Consider the following 23,558-nt stretch of genomic DNA (forward strand, 5'->3'; position numbering starts at 1 on the left):
TTTGATGGAAACAACGAAGAAAGCATTTACGTATACACCTCCGGCGAACGGATACCCGGAATGGAACAATAACCCGGAGACCTTTCAGCTGAACCGGGAGAAGGCACATGCTACAATGATGCCTTATCCAGAGCGGGATCTGGCCGTGGGAGGGGATCGGGAAAAATCTCCTTTCCGGACGAGTCTCGACGGGGAATGGCGCTTTCGCTTCGCCGAACGGCCGGAGGAGCGTGACGTGGATTTTTACAAAACAGACCGCGACATGTCCTCATGGGACACGATTCAAGTGCCGTCGCACTGGCAGCTGCAAGGATGGGACTATCCGCACTATACGAATACGCGCTATCCGTGGGAAGAGCGCGAGGACATTAAGCCGCCGTTTGCTCCGACCGTGTACAACCCGGTCGGGCAGTATGTACGTACGGTCGACGTCGCACTTGTAGAAGGTGAGCGCTACCTGCTTCACTTTGAAGGCGTCGAGTCTGCCTTTTACCTTTGGATCAATGGCGTGCTTGTCGGCTACAGTGAAGATACGTTCACGCCGGCCGAGTTTGACGTGACCGACGTGCTAAAGAACGGGGAAAACCGGATCGCAGTGGAAGTATACCGCTGGTGCGACGCCAGCTGGCTGGAAGATCAGGATTTCTGGCGCATGAGCGGCATTTTTCGCAGCGTTTTTCTTTACAGACGTCCGGATGTCGCAATCCGCGATTTCTTTGTCCGCTCGCGTGTGGACAGTGCTAAAGCAACGCTCACGGTGAACGTTTCTTTAGCGAACGATTCTGGAAAAACTGTGTCAGATGTGCATCTCTCCGGCGAACTGCTGGATGATCACGGGCGAACAGTGGCGGATGCCCACACCGCAACGGGAGAAATAGCGGATCATTCTGACGAGACGCTCACGTTTACAGTGCCGGAGCCGAAGCTTTGGAGTGCGGAGGAACCGAATCTGTATACACTAGTGTTAAAGTCCGAGCTGCACGGACGTGCCGTGTATGTATCGGCTAAGACCGGCATCCGCACGTTCGGCATGGAAGACGGATTGATGAAAATCAACGGGAAGCGGATCGTCTTTAAAGGTGTCAACCGGCATGAGTTTTCTCCGGAAACGGGTCGTGCCGCGATTACGAAAGACGAAATGCGTGAAGACATTTTGAAGATGAAGCAGCACAACATCAATGCGGTGCGGACGTCGCACTATCCGAATCATCCGTACTTGTACGAGCTTTGCGATGAATACGGCTTGTACGTGATTGATGAAGTGAACCTGGAAACACATGGGACGTGGGTGTACGGCCAGGAAGGTCTGCAGGAAACAGTTCCGGGCGATAAGCCGGAATGGACGGCGAATCTGCTGGACCGCTGTGCCTCCATGTTCGAGCGCGATAAAAACCACCCGTCGATCGTCATGTGGTCGCTCGGCAACGAATCGTTCGGCGGTACAAACTTTCTGGAGATGCACCGCTTCTTTAAAGAGCGTGACGAGACGCGGCTCGTGCATTATGAGGGTGTGTTCCACTACCGCGAGACCGATGAGGCATCAGACGTGGAGAGCACGATGTACATTCCGCCGCACAAAGTGGAGGAATATGCGCTGGACGCAGAAAAGAACGGCGACGCTAAGCCGTATATCCTTTGTGAATACGCGCATGTGATGGGCAACTCACTCGGAAACTTCTATCAGTACACCGATTTGTTTCAGAAATACGATATCTTACAGGGCGGATTCATTTGGGACTGGCGCGACCAGGCGCTCTGGAAAGAAGAAAACGGGACGCGCTTTCTCGCTTACGGCGGAGATTTCGGCGAATCGCCTCACGACGGCAATTTCTCCGGAAACGGGTTGATCACCGCCGACGGGAAGCTCACGCCGCAGATAAAAGAAGTGAAGCACTGCTACCAGTACATCGATTTCGACTGGGAGAACGGCACGCTCAGCGTGACAAACAACTACTTATTCCGGGATCTCAGCTTTTTAGAAGGCCGTTTTGAACTTCGCTGTGACGGCGAGCTGACCGCGACCGGTTCTTTCCCGCTTCTGGCGGCTCCTGGCGAGCGGGAAACGATTCCGCTTCCGGTTTCGGAAAAGTCTGCATCTGGAACAGCAGTACTGACGGTGTCGGCAGTCCTTGCAGCCGATGAAGCGTGGGCGGAGGAAGGCTTTGAAGCCGCTTCGGCAGAGTGGACGCTTTCAGAAGCATCCATTCCGGAAAAAGCAGATCCGGTTACTCCATATGCTGATGAGAAGCAAGTCGTGCTGAAAGCCGGCGGCACGGAGGCCGTCGTATCCAAGGCGAGCGGGCTGCTGACGTCGCTGCTTGTAAACGGAATCGAACAGCTGATGGAGCCTTTGAAGCCGACGTTCTGGCGGGCGATGACAGACAACGATCGCGGCTGCAAGCTCCCGGAGCGAACGGCTGTCTGGAAAAATCCGCAGGTACAGCACGTGGAGGTCACTACAGATGAAGGAGCTGCATCTGCCGTACTTGAGCTGGACAACGGCAGCCGCGTCATGCTTCGTTACGAGCTCGGTACAGACGGGGGACTCGATGTTTCCATGACGCTGCAGCCTGGAGCCGGTCTGCCAGAGCTTCCGGCTGTAGGTCTCGAGCTGCAGATGTCCGCAGCCGATTCGTTCAGCTGGTTTGGACTTGGTCCGCATGAAACGTACCGTGACCGGAAGCTGTCCGGACGCACGGGCATTTGGCAGGCGGCGCCTGAAGACCGGCTCGCGCCATACTTAAAGCCGCAGGAGTGCGGAAACATCGCAGATCTCAAGCAGCTGACGGTCGGCAGCCTGGATATTCAAGCGCTGACATCCTCGGAGGGAAGCGTACTCCCTTGGTCGCCAGCTGAACTGGAAGCAGCTACGCACGTGCATAAGCTGCCCGAATCTGACAAAACCGTTATCCGACTGCTTGCAGGGCAGATGGGTGTCGGCGGTGACGACAGCTGGGGGCAGGAAACACACGGCGAATTTAAGCTGTTCGCCGACCGTGACTATCACGCGGCATGGCGCTTACGCACTGTTCAAAACTAGCGCAAATGTCCGCTGGGAAGCTATCCAGCGGACGTTTTTTTGCACTTTTTTAGGGGGATTCAGCTTATAAGGAAAACAAGTAAGTTATCTGACACTTTTCGACAAAATCGTGCTATACTATCTCTATAGTGAACGCTCTTAGACCGAACGCGGCCCATGTGCGTCAAGAGGAGGATGAGCACATGAAGAAGACCTTAAACACCAGTTTTCATGTCAGCAACGAACACGGCCTCCCTTACATGGAGCTGAACCCGCTTTTCCAATTTACCGACCAGCGCACCGGCTGGCTGCATACCGCAGGAAAAAGCCGGCTTTACTTGTTTGATGCACACGTGGAGGATTGGACGGTGATCCGTGACATTGCTCACACGATTTCGCCTCGTGTCGGGTTAGTGATGGACACCCTTGAGAAGATCAAGGACCGTGAATCGATTTACGGCATGGTCGCCGTGATTGATGAAATAGAAGTATATGAGCCCTACCGCGGCAAAGGATACGGCAGAGAGCTGCTAAAAGAGATGGAGGCGACGCTCGACTTCATGTACGTCAACTACATCGCGCTCGTACCGGCGTCACCAGGCTCTGAGTATCAGACCGATTCTGCGACGATCCATTATTTCCTGGAGCAGGGATACCAGCTGTATGCAGGTTCGATCGGGAGCATACCGGTCGTTGGAAAAAGCTTATAAAGGAGTTTCGTCCGGGGAGCAGCTTCCCCGGACTTTTTGTTGGTTTCGGAGAATGATAACTTGCTGGGTGCGAATGAATACTTGAGCCTGTGAAATGATAAGATTTTCGCTATAGTGAACGAAAGTTAATAACGATAATAAGTTTGAGGCGGAGGATGAAAACGTTCGTCGGCAGGATGAAAACTTTTACGCTTAGAATGATAACTTACAGCGTGAGAATAAAAACTTTCGCATCCGCGAGCGGCTTTCTTTTAGGCGCGTTCATGATAGACTGGGTATAACGATGACTGAGAGAGGATGATTCAGATGGCAAAAGAAAATTCGTTTGATATCGTATCAAAAGTGGACATGTCGAAGGTGCAGAACGCCGTCGTCATGACTGAAAAAGAAATTCAAAACCGCTACGATTTTAAGGACAGCAAAAGCTCCGTCAAGCTGGACGATGAAGAGCTTGTCCTCGTATCCGACAACGAGTACAAAATGGACCAGCTCAAGGACGTGCTCGTCAACAAGCTGATCAAGCAGGAAGTCGCCGTACAGAGCTTTGACTATGGAAAGCTCGAATCCGCATCCGGCGGAACCGTCCGCCAGCGGGCAAAGATCATTCAAGGAATCGATCAGGAAAACGCCAAGAAAATCGTGAAGCTTGTAAAAGAAGAGAAGCTGAAAGTGAAAACGCAGATTCAGGATCAGCAGGTGCGCGTCACCGGTAAAAACAAGGATGACCTGCAAAAAACGATGGCTGCTGTGCGTGCAGCCGACCTGAGTGTGCCTGTTCAATTTACGAACTACCGTTAATCGAAACCGCCTGTCCTTTTATCAAAAAGGGACGGGCGTTTTTTTGATACAACTAAATCATTCTGACAAAAAAGTTCAGACTTTTATCCTGAATATTGACATGTTTGATCAGTACGATCTGATGAAGATTCCTGCACAGTACGTAATTGTACGAAAAACGGTTGTACATTTCTTTCGAGTCTCGTAGCGTTAGTGTCAGCGGGGCCTTAACGGCTATGCACTAAAACGAGACGAAGGGGATGAAGCGAACATGAAAAAGACGCTGGTTACATTGCTAGCTGTTCTGATGTTCCTGTCAATGGCGCTGCCAGCCGGAGCTGTAGGCAACGGGCCGAATTACAACGGCAACGAAACGATCAACGATTCCAGACTGACGAGCAATGAAGACTTAATGGCGCAGGTAGAACGCGCAGCGGAACGCTCTGATTTTATGGAGCTGGAGATCATCGGCCAGTCGGTAAAAGGACGTGATTTGCCGCTATTGAAGTTCGGTACAAATCCAGATAACCCGACGATCTTGTTTCTGACACAGCAGCACGGAAATGAAGTGCTGATCACAGAAGGGGCACTGCAGGTCATCCGCAGCTTGTCCAACAACCGTCGCCAAAACGCTGAGCTTGCGGAAAACGTGAACGTCTTTTTCGTACCGCGAATCAATATGGACGGCGCGATCGGCGATGTCGATTTTGACACTTCTGACTACGTTGCGGGTGGACTGGCAACGCGTACGAATGCCAACAACGTCGACTTAAACCGGGACCATAACGACTTGACGCAGCCGGAGAACATCGCGCTGCATGAAAACGTGCTGCAGGCGTATGATATTGATTACTTAGTCGATTTTCATCATCAGGGTGCGCGTTCTGCCATTGATGGAGAGCTCGTATCTGGTTCCATTCTTCACCCGACCAATGAGGGTGTCGACCCAGCTGTCGTGGAAATGTCCAAGCAGCTTGGCGCTGTTATGTATGATTCCGTAGAAGACCGCGGCTGGGGACTGCTCGCGAAATATCCGGGCGGAGATGCCAACACGATCGCTCGTAACGGTTTGGCATTTGAATACGATATCGCAACACTGTTGTTTGAAATGCGCGGCATGATCGACAATGTTAACGAATCAGCGGTGCTCGGTCAAAAGAGCAACGGCTACTTGATCCAGCAGGCAGTTGTTTCCATGGAAGCAGCCATTGAAGCAATCGCTGACCGCTCGATCGAAGAAGCGGACACTTCTTTCTGGGATACGCTCGAAACACAGAGCTTCCTGCCACAGGAAGAAGAAGGTGAATAAGCTATTCAGGAGTGAACCCGGCCGCGTGCCGGGTTCTTTTTTGTGAGTGGATTAAGGTCGTGCGGGACTGTTTCACGTCGTGCGTTTAGGCGGGTTGACGAAAGTGTTCAACTTTTGCTGCAAAAGCATTAACGTTGAGCGACAATTGTTTACGTGCTTAAACTGAAGGCTGATATACCAAAGAAAGCGTGATTTGCGGCGGCAAAACGCTCAGCTATCGTCTGCGAACGTTTACCTTGAACGGGCCCCTTGCCTGACAGGGTCCTGCTTCTTTATGTCTAATCCGGCTGGCGTGCTTTCCATTGTCGTCCTTCACTCATTTTCCGACGGTGGCCCGGTGTTTGCCGATTTGATCGGCCATGTCGGTAATCGTACGTTTTTTTTCTCGATTTGCTTGGCAATATCCTGCTTGCAGGAAAGCGGCACGTACTTTGACATGACGTCACGTCCGCCTGATTACGAGCTGGTGCTTTGCCGGCTGATGCGTCGGGCGACATAGCGTGCCGTGTAAAAGGAAGCCGAGACAGTCACGGTAAACAGCAGAGCGGCGAGCGCCGAAAGTGCGGCCATGACAACGTAAAAAACGGTGTCACGCACCATTGCCGGATCGCTGGTGACGGACAGATAGCCGAAGGTGACGACAGTGAAAAAGAAAAACATGGCGATATGTATGCCGATCGCGAGACGGTACGGTTCCATCAATCTGCTCCTTTCATTGAGTCCTTCCTTCCAGTTTACAGGAGAAGTTGGAAAACGAAAACGGTTTTTAGCCAGTTGAACAACGTTTGTGGCGCAGATTGTCGAATGTTTTTGTAAAATCACGGCAACAGGTTTCAGTTCCGTGGTCAGGCGGGAATGAGCCCGTCAGAATCGATAGAGGTGCCTGGGCGAGCTCTGGCGCCATTGGAAGAGGAGGCTTACCGATGATGCTGCTCCAGCTGCTGCCGGCGTCGCTCAGAAAATACGTTACGATGTCGCGGCGCGAGCGGAAGCATGAAATCCAGTCCACGCTCTGGTATATGCCGCTGCTTTACGTATCCTTATCCGTTTTTCTCGTTGTATTTGCACTGTTTTTAGATATTCAGCTGGACATTGAAAGGCAGCTGCCTCCGATCGTATCCATTACAGCTGAAACAACGCAGATGCTCGTCAGTACGCTTATCGGTGGTATTCTCACACTGAGCGCGTTCACACTGAACTCCCTGCTCGTCGTGCTAACGACGTTCAGCGGGCAGTTTTCACCGCGGATGCTGTTAAATTTCGTGGCCGATCGCCGTACTCAGCACGCACTCGGCGTATTTAACGGAAGCTTCGTATACGTACTGCTCGTGTTTTTATTTATCGGCAGTACTGAGCGGGAAAATTTTGCAGCTGTGCCGATCACGACGATTTTTCTCGCTTTTTTAACGGCCATGACGTTTATTTATTTTATTAACCATGCGACGACGTGGATGCAGGTGCACAACATCACGAATACGATGAAGGAAAATTCACAACGGATCATCAAAGACACGCTGAGCCGGGAGCTTGAGGTGTACCGTGCGGAGACGTCAGGAGACATGAAGCTTGAATATGAAGAAGATACTGTGCGCGTACAGGCGAAAAAGAGCGGCTACGTGCAGCTTGTGGACTACCGCAAAATGCTTGAGCAAGCGCGGCGTGATGACATCATCGTGCAGTTTCACCGACGCATGGGCGAATACGTGCTGGCTGGAAATGAACTGTTCAGCTACTGGGGCCCGGGTGCAGAGAATGTGGAGATGGATGACTACTCGAGGATGGTGCAGATCGGTCATAAGGAGCTCGAGCTGCAGGATCTGCAGATGGGCATGTACAAGCTTTCCGAGATTGCGATCAAATCGATCGGCAACAAGGATCCGAAAACGGCGATGACGACGATGCACCAGATGGCAGAGCTGATGCTGGAAGTGGTGGAGTATATTACCTTTACCCCGTACTTACAGGATGAAAATAGGCAGACGCGGATCGTTCTCATGGCGGAATCGTTTGAGTCGTATTTATACAAAGGCTTCGGCTTTATTCGTCACTACGCCGAAGATGATCACGTGCTATTGACGGAGCTGATTAACTGCATGGCAAAAATCGCAGAGTCCCTTGATGAAACGAAGCAGGAGACGATCTGGGCGTTTGCGTCCGATATTTTCCGGCATCAGTCACCGGACCACATGTACCGGCTCGATCTGACGTTTATGCTCGAATCGCTGCAAGTGCTCAGCCGCATCACCGATAGCGAGGAAGAGTTCAAGCAGATCGAGGAGCGCATGCAGCCGGTATAGACGGAATGATTCCTATCGACGCCAAACCCGTTTCAGCGCCCTTTTTTAGTGGTACACTGACTGTAAAAGGAGGTTTTGTTGATGAGCCATCATACACATGACAACCATACGCACGAGCATTCCCTTTCCTGCGGACACACGAAAATCCGCCACGGTGATCATATTGATTACGTGCACGACGGACACCTGCATCACAAGCACCAGGAGCACTGGGATGAGTGTAAAATCGGCGTGAGCGATGAGAACCCGGATTCATGTGCGCCGGTGCAGTCGGACTGCGAGCATAATGAAGACTGCGGACACGAACTTGTTCCGCACGGGGATCACTATGATTACCTCGTTGACGGACGCCTTCATCACGTGCACGGCGATCACATTGACGACCACGGACCAGTTGATGTCATTAAGTAAACGAACAGGGAACCTGTCGGAGGTAATCCGGCAGGTTCTTTTTTTCAGTGCGGAAGGACTTGCTGAACAGAGTTTCATAAACGGACAGGCTGTCGGGCAGAAAGTCCTTTATTGACAGAAAAATTTCTGAGGCGGGATAATGAACAAGCGTTCAGTATGTTGAAAAGACGACCTGTTCCGATTATTCTGAAAAAACACCGCGGTGGTGCAGACTATTTCGGAAAAGGGGTTTTTTGATGAAGAAGGTACTTTTCATGACAGCAGCGGCAGCACTTTTTGCCGTGCCAATGAGTGCGGGGGCAGTCAGTCCGCAGGGGGAGACAGAAAAGCAGGAGTATCTGGTGGAGTTTTCAGGTCCGGCTGAAGCAGGGCTGATGCAGGCATTTGGCATCAGTGAGACGGACGTGCTGCATACATACGATCTGTTGGATGTCCAGCTCGTGGAATTGTCCGAGGCACAGGTTCCGCTGCTGGAAAACCATCCGCAGATTGAAGCGGTTGACGAAAATGCGGAAGTGACAACACTCAGTCAGACGGTTCCCTATGGCATCGATCAGGTGCAGGCAACGGATGCATACGCCCAGGGAATCAGCGGTGACGGCGTCAGCGTAGCAGTGCTTGATACCGGCATTGATGCGGATCATGAAGACCTGGCAGATAACGTTGTCGGCGGCTATTCGGTTTTCAGCGATGCAGACAACAGCAATCCGTTTTTTGACGGGAACGGTCACGGCACGCATGTGGCGGGCACGGTAGCGGCAGTTGACAACGACCTTGGCGTCATCGGAGCAGCGCCGGATGCGGATCTGTATGCCGTCAAAGTTCTGAGTAACTCTGGCAGCGGCTCCCTTGCCGGCATTGCAGAAGGCATTGAATGGTCGATCGAAAACGATATCGACATCATCAACATGAGCCTCGGCGGATCGTCCGGCTCGTCGGTTTTGGAAAGCTTTACAGATCTCGCTTTTGAAGAAGGCTCGCTCGTCATTGCGGCTGCCGGAAACAGCGGGAACCGCGGCGGTAATAACGACACAGTCGGCTTCCCGGCGAAATACGATTCCGCGATGGCAGTAGCGGCAGTCGATGCAACCAATAACCGGGCGACGTTCTCGAGCGCCGGACCGGCGGTTGAAATTTCCGCTCCGGGAGTGGACGTTCTCAGCACGGTTCCGGGAAATGGTTACGCGTCCTTTAACGGAACGAGCATGGCAGCACCGCACGTAGCTGGTGTAGCGGCGCAGGTATGGCAGGCAAAGCCGGAGCTCTCCAGCGCCGAGCTGCGTGATCTGCTAAATGACACGGCGGTTCCACTCGGTGCTTCCCATCAGTACGGAAGCGGACTCGTCCAGTCGCTTGATGCCATTAACGACTAATACAAACAGCAGGCAGGCAGCAGCGGAAGAACCGCTCCTGCCTGTTTTTTTATGCGGCGGTATGTTTCAGGTTATACTGGCAGAGGGAAAAGAGAATTGTCAGGAAAGCGCGTGAAGGCAGTATAACCAAGAGGAGTGATGAAGTGGCGAAGGCAAGCATCAGGATGAACGTGCGCACCGGAGAAATTGAAATTAAAGGCTCGGAGGAGTTTGTCCGTGAACAGATGGAGCAGCTGGACGACCTCGTGGACCGCGTCAGGAGCGGGCCGTCACAGGCTGCCGCGGCAGAATGGCCGCAGCTACAGCCCGAAGATGATGCGTTCGGGGAATGGCTCTACCAGTTTCACGATGATCTGAAGGACGTCGACAAGGCGCTTGTCGCGGGGAAGTTCATTCAGGAAAAGAGCCAGGAGCGGGTATTTAAGTCGAGCGCCGTGGATGACCTGCTAAAAGACAACGGCATCCGGCTCACCAATCCGTACCGGGCGATCAGCGTCCTGCAAAAGAAAAAGTACATCATCACGATCGGCAAGGACAGCCACTCCAAGCTGTATAAAATATCGCGCGAAGGCGAGCAGCAGCTCGAAAGCCTCGCGCGCACTCCGCCGGGATAAGGCGCCACTCCGTCTGCACGCAGACGGAGCTTTTTTATGCGGGAAAGCAGCTGCCGGCCTATGTTTAGAGCAGATGAAATTAGCTGACGCCGAGCCTCACGTTGCAATTAGGCGGTGTTTATTGCCCGTCCATGACCTTGTGGCTACGCTGCCGAATAGCCTTCACTACATGAAAAAAGCTGCCTCCCATCAGTTGGGAGACAGCCTTCCTCATTAAGAGCGTGCTGTTTTTGGCTTTCCGAAAAGCAGAGCGCCGCCGATGCCGGCTGCAGCGAGGGCGATCCAGATGGAGAACGGTACGCCAGCTGCTGTGTCAGGCAGTTCGTCGCCTTCGAACTGGTAGTTGTCATACGTGGTGCTGCCCGCATCAATCACGCGGATGTCGATTCCGTGCGGATCGGTGCCGTCGATGCCGGTAAAGTCAATCGTATGGGCGATTTCCAGCGTTTCCACGTCAATGACGGAAATGCCAGGAGAGTCGCCAGCCATGTCATGCGTGCCAGTTGCAGGCTCTGGTCCGCGAAGCGTCACGTAGAAGTATTTGTTATCCGGTGACGTAACGGCTAAGTCCGGTGCATCTCCGACAAATTCCTGTTCTGCTACAATTTCTTTTGTTTCGGTATCGATGACGGTCAGGCTGTCCGATACGCGGTGAACGGTGTACAGATACTTCCCGTCTGTTGTGAAGTTTTTGCCGTGGGTATCGAGACCGCCTGCATCAGCTTTATGGATCATTTCGTCTGTTTCCGTATCAAATACGTAAAAGTAGCCGTCATCCACAGAGCCGGAGTTCGCGTACATTTCCGATCCGTCCGGTGAAAGAAGCGTGCCGCAGCCGTGAGGATGAACATCCTCTTTACCAAACTGCTCGATCACTTCAAGCTCCTCGGTATCGACAACGACGAGTCCGCCGCCGCCAATCGTTACGTAGGCTTTGCTGCCGTCTGCGTTAAAGTCGAGGCAGATCGGCCGGTGATCCGGAAATTCATCTTCGTTTTGCAGAGAGTCCACCTGCGTTAAATCCAGGTCCTGAACGACCTCGTATTCCCCGTTTTCATGATCAAGGGAAATTTGCGACAGGCTCTCGCCAGGCGTGTTGGCGACGAGCACGGTTTCCCCGTTTGGATTTGGAACGGCAGCGTGAGCACCTTCATCTGTTTCAATTGTTCCAACGACTTCCCGGCTCTCCCCGTGAATGACGGAGACGGTACCGCTGCCCATGTTAGCTGCATACGCGTATTCGTAGTCATCATCAAAGAGCAGCATGTGTGGATTTTCACCCACATCGCTAAAGTCAATCGTATCAATTTCTTCGTGATCCTCGTTATAAATATGGATCGTGTCGGTACCTTGATCGGCCATCCACACTTCGTACTGGGCATCACTCTCCGCTGCTGCAGGCGTCGCACCTGCAATCAGCAGAAATCCGCCTAAAAGGCCGGCTGTCCATTTCTTCATAAAGAACTCCCCCTTAATAGTAGTTAAAACATATCAACTTAATCGGTTATATAGACTTTATCAGAATTTTTCATATGATTCAAGCAAAGTTCTAAATTACCTTTCCGGTCCCGAGCAGAAAGTAGCAGGGAATCGATTCCTTATTCTGTGCATGCGCGTGCACACCTAGTCAGGTTGACCTGAATTTTTTAAAATAGACTGAGCCGAAGTCATATTTATACCGGATTGTGTTGAATTGTCAAAAAATATACGATACGCTAATAGGCAAAGAAAGCGCTTGCAAATCATTCTGAAAAAGAATATACGGCTGCGCTTTTATTTATGGCGTTAGTGCAAACGTTTTCGCAACTTGCACAACGTTGCACGTCCGGATTCAAAACGTGCAGGAAGGGGCTGAGTAAGACGACAGGTACAGGGTCACTTATTCACGAGGGGAGAGAAGAGCGTGTATAAACGAAGAACGAAACGAATGGCAACGATGATGGCCGGGGTGATGGGACTAAGCGTATTCTCGTCATTTGCACCGGCAGTGACAGCAGAAGAGAGTACAGAGGACACGAACAGCCTTCGCGTCCATTACGACTATGGGGATCTCGACGTAGCGGAACTTGGACTGTGGTTTTTTGGAGAAGGTGTAGAAGAAATGCCTGGCGAATGGCCGGAAGGAAAGTGGTTTTCGGACTACGGGACGACCGACTACGGCGCCTACGTTGACATAGAGTTTGAAGAAGGAACTGAAGAATTGGGCCTTGTTATCAATAACCGCGACGGAAATAATGTGTCAGAAGATGATATTACAATCGACATCCTCGCAGAAGAAATGGACGAGGTGTGGATTTCACACGATGAGCACGTATATTACTACGAGCCGATTGAGTTTGATGATCAGGTAAGGCTCCATTACCAGCCGGAAGGTGATACGGTTGAGCCGATGGGCTTCTGGGGCTGGGGCGGTGTAGCGCATTCCTTTGATCATTGGCTGGATGACGCGCTGCGTTTTTCTGACGATCAGACCGGAGAATACGGCTCTTATATTGATATAGACGTTGAGTCAAGCGCTAATGGATTTGGCTTTCTGTTAGTTGATACGGAGACGGAAGACCAAACGGACGACCTCAACTTCAACGAACGCGATGTGCACAGTCAGATCTTCATGCGTGAAGGCGATGAGACGGTTTACACGAACCCGTACTACGTGGCGCACGAAGAAGAAGAGCGTGAGTATAGGGAAGGCGAGTACGACATTGCCGTTTCCGGGTCGGCTGACGGTGCTTTCCATTATGATGAAAACGCGATCGTGGACATCGACATCGAGAACAACAGCGATGTGGAAATAGACGAGCTATCAATTGACGCAAGCCAGCTTGGCGGAAGCAGCGAGCTGAATGTCTCAACGGAATTAAACCGCGTGACGATCGCAGCGACCCATGACACGGAGCCGGGCACGTACGAGCTGCCGATTCGCGCAGTTGACGAAGAGGGCGGCGTGTACGAGGGCAGTGCAACGGTTGAAGTAGCGGCACGTGAGAAAGCAGAAGGCGAGTTTGACTGGGACGAAGCGATGATTTATTTCATGCTGACAGACCGTTTTTACGACGGCAACCCGGACAACAACGATCCGTACGGACTGGACTACAGCCAGTACGATGACGAGAATCCGCGAGGCACGTACCAGGGCGGCGATTTTGCCGGTGTCACGCAGAACCTGGACTACCTGGATGATCTCGGCGTTAACACAGTCTGGATCACGCCGATCGTGGAAAACATCGCACATGACGTGGAGTGGGATGCAGAAGCTGGAAACTATTTCGGCTACCACGGCTACTGGGCAAGCGACTTTGAAGAGCTAAATCCGCACCTCGGGACGCTCGAAGAATTTCACGAGCTGATCGACGCAGCGGCAGAGCGTGACATGAAAATCATGGTCGACGTTGTGCTGAACCATCCTGGCTACGATGTGCGTCCTGAAGATGCGCTGCCGGAAGGCGAAGCGCCGGACGGCTATCCGGATGAGGAGATTGTCGAACGTTTTGACGGCATGATCCGTGATAACCCAGGCAGCGACGATTTGACGATGGAGCTTGCCGGCCTGCCGGACTTTGAAACGGAAAATCCGGAAGTACGTGAGCAGCTCGTCGACTGGCAGACAGCGTGGCTCGACCGTTCGACGACAGAAAACGGAAACGCGATTTCCTACTACCGGGTCGATACGGTCAAGCACGTCGATGATACGACGTGGCAGCACTTTAAAAATGAACTGACAGAAAAAGATCCGTCCTTTAAGATGATCGGTGAATCGTGGGGCGCAGGTCAAAACAACGACCACGGTTACCTGCGGACGGGAACGATGGATTCCCTGCTCGACTTTGAGTTTAAAAACAGCGCCCGTGACTTTGCACGCGGTGATATGGAATCCGTGAACAATGATTTGATTGAACGAAATGAAGGCATGGACAGTGCTGCGCTTCTCGGACAGTTCCTTGGCAGCCATGATGAGGAAGGTTTCCTCTACAATCACGGCGAAGAGGCGCTTATGATTGGCTCTGCATTGCAGATGACAGCAAAAGGGCAGCCGGTGATCTACTACGGTGAGGAGCTCGGGCAGTCGGGCGACGATAACTGGCCGGAGTATGACAACCGCTATGACTTTGCCTGGGATGACGTGGAAGGCAATCCGTTCCACGAGCATTACACAAAGCTGCTTGATTTCCGAGGCGAGCATTCGGAGCTGTTTGCCCGAGGTACCCGCTCGGAAACCGCAGGATCTGACGATGAAGGCTACCTCGTCTTTGAGCGCGCCTACGAAGGAGAAAATGTTTTCGTCGGACTGAACACCGCAGACGATGCACAGGAAGTGACGCTGAATACGACGGAAGCAGATACAGTCGTCACGGATGCGTATTCCGGTGAAAGCGTCACGGCAGAAGACGGAACGCTCACGATGACGATTCCGGCACCTGCGGACGGCGGAACGGTTCTTTTGACGACAGAAAATGGCACGATCACAGACGGTGAAGGTGCGGACACACCATCTGAAGACAGCGACATTCCGGAGGATCACCTGCGCGTACACTTTGATGCGGGTGACAGAAACATTTCATCTCTCGGCGTCTGGTACTGGGACGGCGCTGCGGTTCCATCTGAAGAGAATGCAAGCTGGCCTGGCGAGCAGCGCTTCAGTGAAGATCGCATGTCCGACTTCGGTCCTTATTACGACATTGAGCTTGAGCCGGGTGCAGACCGTCTCAGCATGCTCGTGAACAACACCGGCGGCGAAAACATCACCGGTGACGTGAACGTCGATCTGATTCACGAAGACATGAATGAAATCTGGATGTACGAAGACGGCAGCTATTCGCTTGCGGAACCGGCTGACATCGGCGACGATGAAGTGCGGATTCATTACTATAGCGAAGACAGCTACGACTATGACAGCATCTGGCACTTTGAAGATACGCTGAGCCCGTCTGACGACTGGCCTACAGGTGCAACGCCGTTTGCCGGCGAAGGCCGCTACGGTCTGTATGCCGATATTGAGCTTGCCGAAAATGCAGAAGAAATCGGCTTCCTGTTTTTAAATCAGGAATCTGGAGATCAGTCGGCAGACATGAGCTACAGCGATCTGGAGCGATCCAACCAGATTTTTGTGAAAGCAGGCACCGATCAGGCATTTAACAACCCGTACTACGTCATGATGGACGGCGTGCAGAGCGCCGAAGTCGTGTCAGATGAGCGGATTGAAGTCCGCTTCAGCGGCACGGGCGGTCTGACGGAAGAGCAGCTTATGGAAGAACTGACAATTACAGACCGCAACGGAGAGGCTGTTTCCTTTGATAGCGTGACAATCGACAGCGATACAGTTGTCTCCCTGCACGGATCGTTTGATCTGGAACAAGCGCCGTTTACGATTACGTTTAACGAACGTACAGCACAGGCGATTATCGGCTGGCAGCTGAAAGATGAGCTTTACAGCTATGACGGTGATCTCGGTGCCGAGCTGCACGAGGATGGCTCCGTTACGCTGAAAGTATGGTCGCCAAGCGCAGATGACGTCTCCGTTCGTCTCTATGACAAAGACGATCAGGACAATGTCATCGGTGATGATGTGGCGATGGAGCGTCAGGACAGAGGCGTCTGGGAAGTGACGCTTGATGAAAGTACAACAGGCGTGTCGGATCATACCGGCTACTACTATCACTACATGATTGAGCGTGACGGGGAAACCGTTGAAGCGCTTGATCCATACGCACCGTCGATGGCAGCCTGGGACAGCGGCGCTGATGATGCCTATATCGGCAAAGCAGCGATTGTCGATCCATCTGCGATCGGACCGGATCTCGATTTCGCCGAGATTGACGGTTTTGAAAAGCGCGAGGATGCGATCATTTACGAGCTGCACGTCCGTGATTTCACGTCTGACCCGTCTATTGAAGACGAGCTGGACAGTGAGTTCGGAACGTTCTCAGCGTTCGCAGAGCGGCTCGACTATCTGGAGGAGCTTGGCGTAACACACGTACAGCTGCTTCCGGTGATGAGTTATTTCTTCTCCAATGAATTTGCGGCAGATGAGCGGATGCTTGATTATGCATCGACCCAGACGAACTACAACTGGGGCTACGACCCGCACAGCTATTTCTCGCTGACGGGCATGTATTCTGAAGATCCGGAAGATGCAGAAAAGCGGATCGAAGAATTTAAGAATCTGATCCATGAAATCCACGAACGCGATATGGGTGTGATCCTCGATGTGGTTTACAACCATACGGCCCGCGAGCACATTTTCGAGGACCTGGAGCCAAACTACTACCACTTCATGGACGCTGACGGCACGTCCCGCATCAGTTTTGGCGGCGGACGTCTCGGCACGACGCATGAGATGTCACGACGAATTCTGGTCGACTCGATCATGTACTGGGTTGAAGAATTTAAAGTGGACGGCTTCCGTTTTGACATGATGGGCGACCACGATGCCGAGAGCATTCAAATCGCCTATGACAAAGCGAAGGAAGTGAATCCGAACGTCGTTATGATCGGCGAAGGCTGGGTGACGTACGTCGGAGATGAAACGGATCCGGACGTGCAGCCGGCTGACCAGCAGTGGATGCAATATACGGAAAGCGTCGGGTCTTTCTCAGATGACTTCCGTAATGAGCTCAAGTCCGGCTTCGGCAGTGAAGGCGAGCCGCGCTTTATTACAGGCGGCGCGCGTGATATTGAGCGGATTTACAACAACGTAACGGCGAATCCGTCCAACTTTACGGCAACGAACCCGGGTGACGTCGTTCCATATATCGCAGCGCACGACAACCTGACGCTGCACGACGTGATTGCCCAGTCGATTCAAAAAGATCCAAAAGACCATCAGGAGGAAATTCATCAGCGCATCCGTTTAGGAAATGCGATGGTGATGACGGCGCAGGGCACAGCCTTCGTGCACGGCGGTCAGGAATTTGGCCGGACGAAGCAGTTCCGTGACGATGACTTCATCGGACCGGTAGCGGAGGAAGATGCACCGTACAAGTCGACATACATGGAGGATGCAGACGGCAATCCGTTTGAATATCCATACTTTATCCATGATTCGTACGATTCCACTGATGCAATCAACAAGTTTGACTGGGAGCTCGCCACGAACGAAGAGGCGTACCCGCTGAACAGTATGACGCGTGAAATGATGACCGGTATGATCGAACTGCGTCGTTCCACGGATGCGTTCCGTCACGGCACGATGGATGCGATCGATGAGCACGTGTCCTTCATCGACGCACCGGAAATCGGTGACGAAGATCTTCTGATCGGCTACCGGGCGGAAGATTCAGAATCTGATGCAGCGTACCACGTTTTCATTAACGCAGACGACAGTGAGCGCACGCTGACGCTCGACATGGATCTGACGGACGGCATCGTGCTTGCGGATGCAGACGAAGCCGGTGTGACAGAAGTCGCGGAGCCGAACGGCTTTAACCTGACGGAAGAGTCGCTGACGATCGATCCGCTGACGGCGGTCATCGTGCAGACAGGCGGCGAAGAGCCGGCTGATGAGCTCGATCCGGAAGAGAGAAAGCTGCAGGAAATGACAGAGCTTTCCGGAAAAACGGACGCGTATATCGATGAGGGCTATATTAGCGGCCCGATGCGCGGACAACTTTCCAATACGGCAAGACAAGCTGTGCACCATCAGGAAGCAGGACGATCTGATCAGGCACGTTCCTTTACGGAGCGCTACGTTGACAGGCTGAACTCCAGCCAGGCAGAGCGTCATGTCGAGGAAGAAGCAAGACAGGAGCTGAAGGAGCAGGCAGAACGCATCCTCAGCGACGAAGACTGATATCTATTCCCCCCACTAAATAGATAGACGAAGGCCCTCCGTATTGATGCGGAGGGCCTTCTCGTGCGTGTGCCCGGCAGTCTGGTGGTGGAAGCTCTTACGTCAACACAGCGCTAAGCTTCCCTGCGGCATGGAAAAGCGTTGAACGCTGTCTCAATCGAACACAACAGTAGGTCGGCGTTACGCCACGCAACAGATCGGAATAACGGTGAGAACGTCTTTCGCATCTTTTATTGTTCCTGATCACGATGCAGCGAGAACATGCAGCCGGAACTGCTGCCTGCCAAAAAGCAAAACGCTCTTATTAGAAAAGAATCTTTTGCCTGACTAGTGTTGACGTAGGGCGATCTGCAATCAATGCTCAAGGTTTTGCAGCCCTTTCACTTTGCGTCAGAGAAAACGGACAAGCTGCGGATACCCGACTATCGTAATTTCTGCGCTGTGAAACATACGTACATGTATGGTGAGTGAGCCATTTTACATAAAAAACTAGATAAAAGTCCTGTTATGAATCATGGAAATGAAGCTGTGAATCTGATTTAATATAATTAGAAGAGGTGATCATACAAATGGAATGGGTCTATATTCATCGTCACGCGTGCAGGGCGCTTGATTGCAAGCTCGCCGAAGACGTTTATTCGAAACATAAAACGCTTCTGCTGAAAGAGGGAACCGTCGTCACAGCAGCTCACATCCAGCTGCTTTTTCAGCATGGCATCAGCCGGATTGCCGTTGGAGGCCAAGCGTCGGTGCTGGAGCAGCTTGAACAGAAGTGGGAAGGGCGGTACAGCCGTTTCGTACAGGCGTACAGACAGCAATTTGAAGAAATCAAGCGGGTATTTGCGGCGGCAGCAGATGGGACTGATATCGATTTGACAGCATGTTCGGATCAATTTGAACAGCTCGCAGAAGAGGCGCTTGCAAGCGGTTCGATGCTGGTTGTGTTGCAGCAGCTTCAGGGGCACAGCGATTATACATACCGCCACAGCATTCACGTCGGCATGCTTTCTGCCCTGATCGCCCGGCTGGCTGATTTTCCGCACGATTTGGTGATGGAGATCGGTAAAGCGGGACTTTACCATGATATCGGCAAGCTGCAAATTGCGAAAGAAATCATTCAAAAGCCGGCTAAGCTCACGCCGGAAGAATTTGAGAAAATGAAGCAGCACCCGCAGCTCGGCGTGGCACTTCTCAAAAAAAACGGAGAGGTGCCGCGCATGATTCACGACGGTGTCCTCGATCATCATGAGCGCGTGGACGGCAGCGGGTATCCGCGGGGGCTTCAAGGAGAAGACCTATCCGCAGCAGGTTTAATCGTAGCCGTAGCCGACGTGTTTGACGCGGTCTCTTCCGACCGCAGCTATCAGAAAAAATCGTCTCCATTCAGAGCGCTGCGAATTGTGACAGAGGATATATTCTCCGGCAAGCTGTCGAGTCGGTTTGGATTGCCGTTTACGGCACAAATGCTGCAACTGTATACGGGGGCAGATGTTTATTTATCAGACGGACGCCTCGGAACGATTATTCAATTGTTTCCTGACGACTTGGAGCATCCGCTTGTACTTGTCGGACAGGACGCCTTCAACCTGCGCGGGAGCGGACTTGCCATCCTGGACGTAGCGGACCGGCGATCGTGGGAAAAGTGAGAAAATAGCAAATCCGGAAAAACGGGCTGACAGCAGCAAAAGAGAGTGCTATACTTTACGAAGTGATGCGGTGTTCAGGAAGAACTTCCCTTCAAGTTCGGAAGAGCGGGCACCGGGGAGGCAGATCCGAAGGGATAGACCAGCACCAATGACCGTTATTAATATCCTCTTTACACGCTGCCGACATACATAAGCATACAGCCAGTACATACAGCCGCTTCCCCGGAGTTCTTCCTGAGCAGCCGCATGAAAAGACCGCCATAGTGGCGGTCTTTTTTCGTCCCATTGCAAGGCAGGCCCAGTATAAACATATCGACTTAAAAGAGAGCAGCTTTGCCCGGTCCCGGGGAAGACGGAAGAGGGAGATCGAGCGGAGACAGGCGCTTCTGGATGTCTACCACTCCAGCTTCTGCTCACGGGCGAGCGACCGTAATTTCTGCAGGGCCTGCTTGCGCCAGCCTTTTACCGTATGGACGGAGACTCCCATGCGTTCGGCAATTTCACTCGGCCCGCTTCCTTCCATGACATAAAGGCGAAGCCAGTCCATTTCGCGTCCGGACAGCGGGAGGGACTGGAGAAAACTGAGCAGGCAGATGAGCCCTGCTGTATCCTCCTGATCCGGAAGCAGGTGATCGTTTTCCAGCATGACCGACCGCTCTCGCCGGCGGTTTTGCCGCGTCAGCTCCTGCTGGATCCGGCCGTACACATAGCTTTTCGCAAGCGGCGCAAACGGTCCATTTTCCGGATTATATTTCTCCCACGCCTCATGCAGCGCAATTCGTCCGATCTGTTCAAACTCCTCCAGCTCCCCATAGAGCCGCCAGCGGCTGATGCATCCTTTAATCATTGGCATAAACTGTTCCAGTACGTCGTCAAACTGCATGCTGCACAACCAGTGGAAGGTGCGCACCTTCAAGTATTCCGCGGTACACCCAGTGTAGGCGGAAATAAAAAGCAATTCTTCCCGGTGAAGAGGGAGTTTGTCTGGTGAAACGTCATGAATCTGGAGGTGTAACATCACGTTAATTAGGTAATTGAAAGAAAAATTAGAAAAAATATGAAAAATGAATTGATATTCATTTTTTGATCGTATATGATAAAAAAGAAGCAAAATTAGTCATAAAGTCTTGGGTTAATTTGCTTTGAGCAAGAAAGAAAAACGGGCTCCTGAGGACGGGAGGCGTGACCGAGGAAAGGAATGAGGCACGAACCAATCGTTTAATTTGCTGTCTCCACTTCATTTTATCATCACACTTTGTATGCAGCTATTAATCAAACAGGGAGAGTAGACGATGAAGACGAACAGATATAGGATTACATGTGATACTCAGATGCTGACACCTGCCGTACACGAGCAGGGAGGCACCATCGTTCAGGAAACAACACGAACGTTCCACGTCTACCAGACGCCTCTGCAGATTATTGAGGAGAACTGCTGGCGCCAGGGGTATGCCACGTATAAAGGCAGGATCGATGCTGCCCGTAACATGCTTAATTATCAAAAGCGGGTGCCCGTCGTTATTAACGGGAGAGATACCGCCTGTTTTCCAACCCATTCCCCCAATCGGCATGAGTGTGCCTGGGTGTTTACGTCTCACATTTCCATGTTTACAGAAGAGCCGCTGCCTGAAAAGCTGGCTACAGCTATCACATGGAACGGAACGCGGATGCCGCTGAATATCTCCTTGCACACCGCCGAAAAACAGTTCAATCGAACCAATAATCTGCTTCGCTTTATGCAGTCGTCACAAGCGGCAAATTAAACAGACAGAAAAACCGTTCCCGTTATGTAAGGGGAACGGTTCTTTTTTGCTGAAAAGAGAGAGTCTTTGGCCGGCCATCCCTTAGTTGCAGAATCAACTGCATCATATGAAACAAGAGTCGTTATTGGCCGTTAACACGGAAAATGGTTTCCTGTACAGTTTAAAAGGAAATAGTTGGATATCTCTTCTAATAAACAAATCTAAGGAAGCTGCCAAAAACACGCACGAGTAAGTAGCAAGGTTGTCACTTGACAGAAAGTATGTTAATTAATTTTGGAGGTGTACCGTGAAAGAGAGACTATACATTACATCGATTATTATTCTCCTACTAGTCACTTCTTTCGTTAGCTATCAGTGGTACGATGCTCATCAAAGCGAAATGGACAGGAAGGAGCTTCATGATGCAAATCGAGTCCATCAGTTTAGTTTTCACATGGAGCTTTTCAGTCTTGCCATTGAAGAGGAAGACTTCGAGATATTTCACAGTGCAATCAACGCATCGCGGCACTATGCACTTTTGTATGACGAAGAATCAAGCGAACTGGTCGGGAGCATTTTAGCGTTGCTGGAAGAGGTACGCGCTTTACTAGACAGTGGAGAAAAGATGGATGACTTACATGTGATCGCTTCTGCATTAGAGGAAATAAAAAAACAGGATGAACAAATCATTTTTGAAAGTGACGGTTCCTCCGTTGAAGGTGCCAGAGAGCTGCTTCGTGAGTACGAAAGCATGCTGCACCACCTTTTATAACGGTTTCGTTGAAATCTATTCGTTATTCGTCGAAATGGAAAAGCCCCGGCAACTTCTGAAAAGAAGCGCCTGGGCTTTTAGTTATAATTCCATGTGCCGTTTTAGTTCAGAGGAGATCCGTTCCTGCTCGGCTTCATCGACGATGAAATACCAGACGCCGTCAATCGTATCTCCGGTCCCTTCAATCGCAAGCTGCTCCTTCGTGTCAAGCGCGGGACGGTAATGCTGAAACAGTGTCGTGACGTCCCCCATGTCCATATTCGTGCGGATATGATCACCGGCAATATCTAAAAAGCCGGGAATTTTGGTGATCGACTGCACTGACGCAGCCTCCTGCAAGAGGCTCTGAATGACTAGCTGCTGCCGGTCGTTGCGGCCTAAATCACCACGGGGGTCCTCGCTCCGCATCCGCGTATAGGCAAGTGCCTGTTCCCCGTCCAAGTGCATTTCCCCTGTCCGGAAAACGTGTTCGTTATACTGAAAGTCAAGCTCGTTTTGCACGGTAACTCCGCCGACGAGGTCAATCATTTCCTGAAAACCGGTCATGTTGACAGAAAGCACGTGATCGATTGGAATATCAAGAAAGTGTTCGACGGAAGCCGCCGTCATTTCTTCACGTCCAAACGCATAGGCGTGATTCAGCTTATCGACGGTTCCGTGCCCGACGATGTCGGTGCGCGTATCACGCGGAATGCTGACCATGTAGTACGAGCCTTTATCCGGATTGAGCGTGACGACGATCATCGTGTCGCTTCGGCCTGCTTCTCCGTCTTCGGCGTCTACGCCGATAAACAAGATGGACAGCGGGTCTCCATCCTGCACTTCCCCGTAGCGGTGGGGAGACTGATAGCGCTCGAGTCCTTCCTGCATCTCGGCAGAAACGGTCCGCTGCAGCGAATAATACAAGTAACCGCCCATTCCAACAACACCAATGACAACGACCAGAAACGGAATGACGAGAAGCAGCATCAGTTTTTTCATCGGACTCCCTCTTTCTCTATAGACTGCGAAATGTTCGTTAAAAAGAACGATTAGTTGCTTTCATTGTATTCGTTATTGCGAACAGAAGCAAGGACTTTTTGACTCAAATTAATGAAAAGCG

The 23,558-nt window shown here is 51.8% G+C and carries 16 protein-coding genes; 12 read left to right on the forward strand and 4 right to left on the reverse strand.

Features of this window, described 5'->3' with window-relative positions; all coding sequences use genetic code 11:
- Positions 1 to 4: 4 nt before the first annotated feature.
- The 4 genes from lacZ (at position 5) to ACFO4L_RS09900 (ending at position 5,815) form a co-directional block, all read left to right on the forward strand.
- Complete coding sequence (gene lacZ / locus ACFO4L_RS09885) at positions 5 to 3,040, forward strand: beta-galactosidase, LacZ type (RefSeq protein WP_377909508.1); 3,036 nt, start codon at positions 5 to 7, stop codon at positions 3,038 to 3,040.
- Between the two features lie 182 nt (positions 3,041 to 3,222).
- Entirely contained in the window at positions 3,223 to 3,729 is a 507-nt protein-coding gene (locus ACFO4L_RS09890; RefSeq protein ID WP_377909509.1) for a GNAT family N-acetyltransferase, read from the forward strand.
- Between the two features lie 306 nt (positions 3,730 to 4,035).
- Positions 4,036 to 4,527, forward strand: coding sequence for a YajQ family cyclic di-GMP-binding protein (locus ACFO4L_RS09895; RefSeq protein WP_377909510.1), 492 nt, complete (start codon positions 4,036 to 4,038; stop codon positions 4,525 to 4,527).
- Positions 4,528 to 4,777: 250 nt separating this feature from the next.
- The gene (locus ACFO4L_RS09900) at positions 4,778 to 5,815 is read left to right on the forward strand and encodes a M14 family zinc carboxypeptidase (RefSeq protein WP_377909511.1); all 1,038 of its coding nucleotides are present in this window, start codon (positions 4,778 to 4,780) and stop codon (positions 5,813 to 5,815) included.
- 456 nt (positions 5,816 to 6,271) lie between these two features.
- Here ACFO4L_RS09900 and ACFO4L_RS09905 read toward each other — a convergent pair whose 3' ends face one another.
- Complete coding sequence (locus tag ACFO4L_RS09905) at positions 6,272 to 6,514, reverse strand: hypothetical protein (RefSeq protein ID WP_377909512.1); 243 nt, start codon at positions 6,512 to 6,514, stop codon at positions 6,272 to 6,274.
- A gap of 224 nt (positions 6,515 to 6,738) precedes the next feature.
- Here ACFO4L_RS09905 and ACFO4L_RS09910 point away from each other — a divergent pair, with 224 nt between their 5' ends.
- From ACFO4L_RS09910 to ACFO4L_RS09925, 4 genes are all read left to right on the forward strand, one after another.
- A complete protein-coding gene (locus ACFO4L_RS09910; protein WP_377909513.1) occupies positions 6,739 to 8,112 on the forward strand; it encodes a DUF2254 domain-containing protein in 1,374 nt (457 codons plus the stop codon).
- A gap of 81 nt (positions 8,113 to 8,193) precedes the next feature.
- Positions 8,194 to 8,523, forward strand: a complete 330-nt coding sequence (locus tag ACFO4L_RS09915; RefSeq protein ID WP_377909514.1) for a hypothetical protein — start codon at positions 8,194 to 8,196, stop codon at positions 8,521 to 8,523.
- A gap of 236 nt (positions 8,524 to 8,759) precedes the next feature.
- Positions 8,760 to 9,896: a S8 family peptidase gene (locus ACFO4L_RS09920; protein ID WP_377909515.1), complete on the forward strand. Its 1,137-nt coding sequence runs from the start codon at positions 8,760 to 8,762 to the stop codon at positions 9,894 to 9,896.
- Positions 9,897 to 10,039: 143 nt separating this feature from the next.
- The gene (locus tag ACFO4L_RS09925; RefSeq protein WP_377909516.1) at positions 10,040 to 10,510 is read left to right on the forward strand and encodes a hypothetical protein; all 471 of its coding nucleotides are present in this window, start codon (positions 10,040 to 10,042) and stop codon (positions 10,508 to 10,510) included.
- Between the two features lie 213 nt (positions 10,511 to 10,723).
- On the opposite strand, the gene ACFO4L_RS09930 is transcribed toward ACFO4L_RS09925, so the two are convergent.
- The gene (locus ACFO4L_RS09930) at positions 10,724 to 11,968 is read right to left on the reverse strand and encodes a YncE family protein (RefSeq protein ID WP_377909517.1); all 1,245 of its coding nucleotides are present in this window, start codon (positions 11,966 to 11,968) and stop codon (positions 10,724 to 10,726) included.
- Between the two features lie 445 nt (positions 11,969 to 12,413).
- Between ACFO4L_RS09930 and ACFO4L_RS09935 the strand changes: the two genes are divergently transcribed.
- Positions 12,414 to 18,296, forward strand: coding sequence for a pullulanase (locus ACFO4L_RS09935; protein WP_377909518.1), 5,883 nt, complete (start codon positions 12,414 to 12,416; stop codon positions 18,294 to 18,296).
- A 569-nt stretch (positions 18,297 to 18,865) separates the two neighbouring features.
- Positions 18,866 to 19,942 carry an HD-GYP domain-containing protein gene (locus tag ACFO4L_RS09940; RefSeq protein WP_377909519.1) on the forward strand — a complete coding sequence of 359 codons (1,077 nt, stop codon included), beginning with the start codon at positions 18,866 to 18,868 and terminating at the stop codon, positions 19,940 to 19,942.
- A 394-nt stretch (positions 19,943 to 20,336) separates the two neighbouring features.
- On the opposite strand, the gene ACFO4L_RS09945 is transcribed toward ACFO4L_RS09940, so the two are convergent.
- The gene (locus ACFO4L_RS09945) at positions 20,337 to 20,825 is read right to left on the reverse strand and encodes a sigma-70 family RNA polymerase sigma factor (RefSeq protein WP_377909520.1); all 489 of its coding nucleotides are present in this window, start codon (positions 20,823 to 20,825) and stop codon (positions 20,337 to 20,339) included.
- Between the two features lie 409 nt (positions 20,826 to 21,234).
- Between ACFO4L_RS09945 and ACFO4L_RS09950 the strand changes: the two genes are divergently transcribed.
- Positions 21,235 to 21,705 carry a competence protein ComK gene (locus ACFO4L_RS09950; RefSeq protein ID WP_377909521.1) on the forward strand — a complete coding sequence of 157 codons (471 nt, stop codon included), beginning with the start codon at positions 21,235 to 21,237 and terminating at the stop codon, positions 21,703 to 21,705.
- A gap of 286 nt (positions 21,706 to 21,991) precedes the next feature.
- Complete coding sequence (locus tag ACFO4L_RS09955; protein WP_377909522.1) at positions 21,992 to 22,456, forward strand: hypothetical protein; 465 nt, start codon at positions 21,992 to 21,994, stop codon at positions 22,454 to 22,456.
- An 81-nt stretch (positions 22,457 to 22,537) separates the two neighbouring features.
- On the opposite strand, the gene ACFO4L_RS09960 is transcribed toward ACFO4L_RS09955, so the two are convergent.
- The gene (locus ACFO4L_RS09960) at positions 22,538 to 23,437 is read right to left on the reverse strand and encodes an LCP family glycopolymer transferase (protein WP_377909523.1); all 900 of its coding nucleotides are present in this window, start codon (positions 23,435 to 23,437) and stop codon (positions 22,538 to 22,540) included.
- Between the last annotated feature and the right edge of the window lie 121 nt (positions 23,438 to 23,558).

The organism is Bacillus daqingensis (genome assembly GCF_042654445.1).
GTDB classification, from domain to species: Bacteria; Bacillota; Bacilli; order Bacillales; family Salisediminibacteriaceae; genus Alkalicoccus; species Alkalicoccus luteus.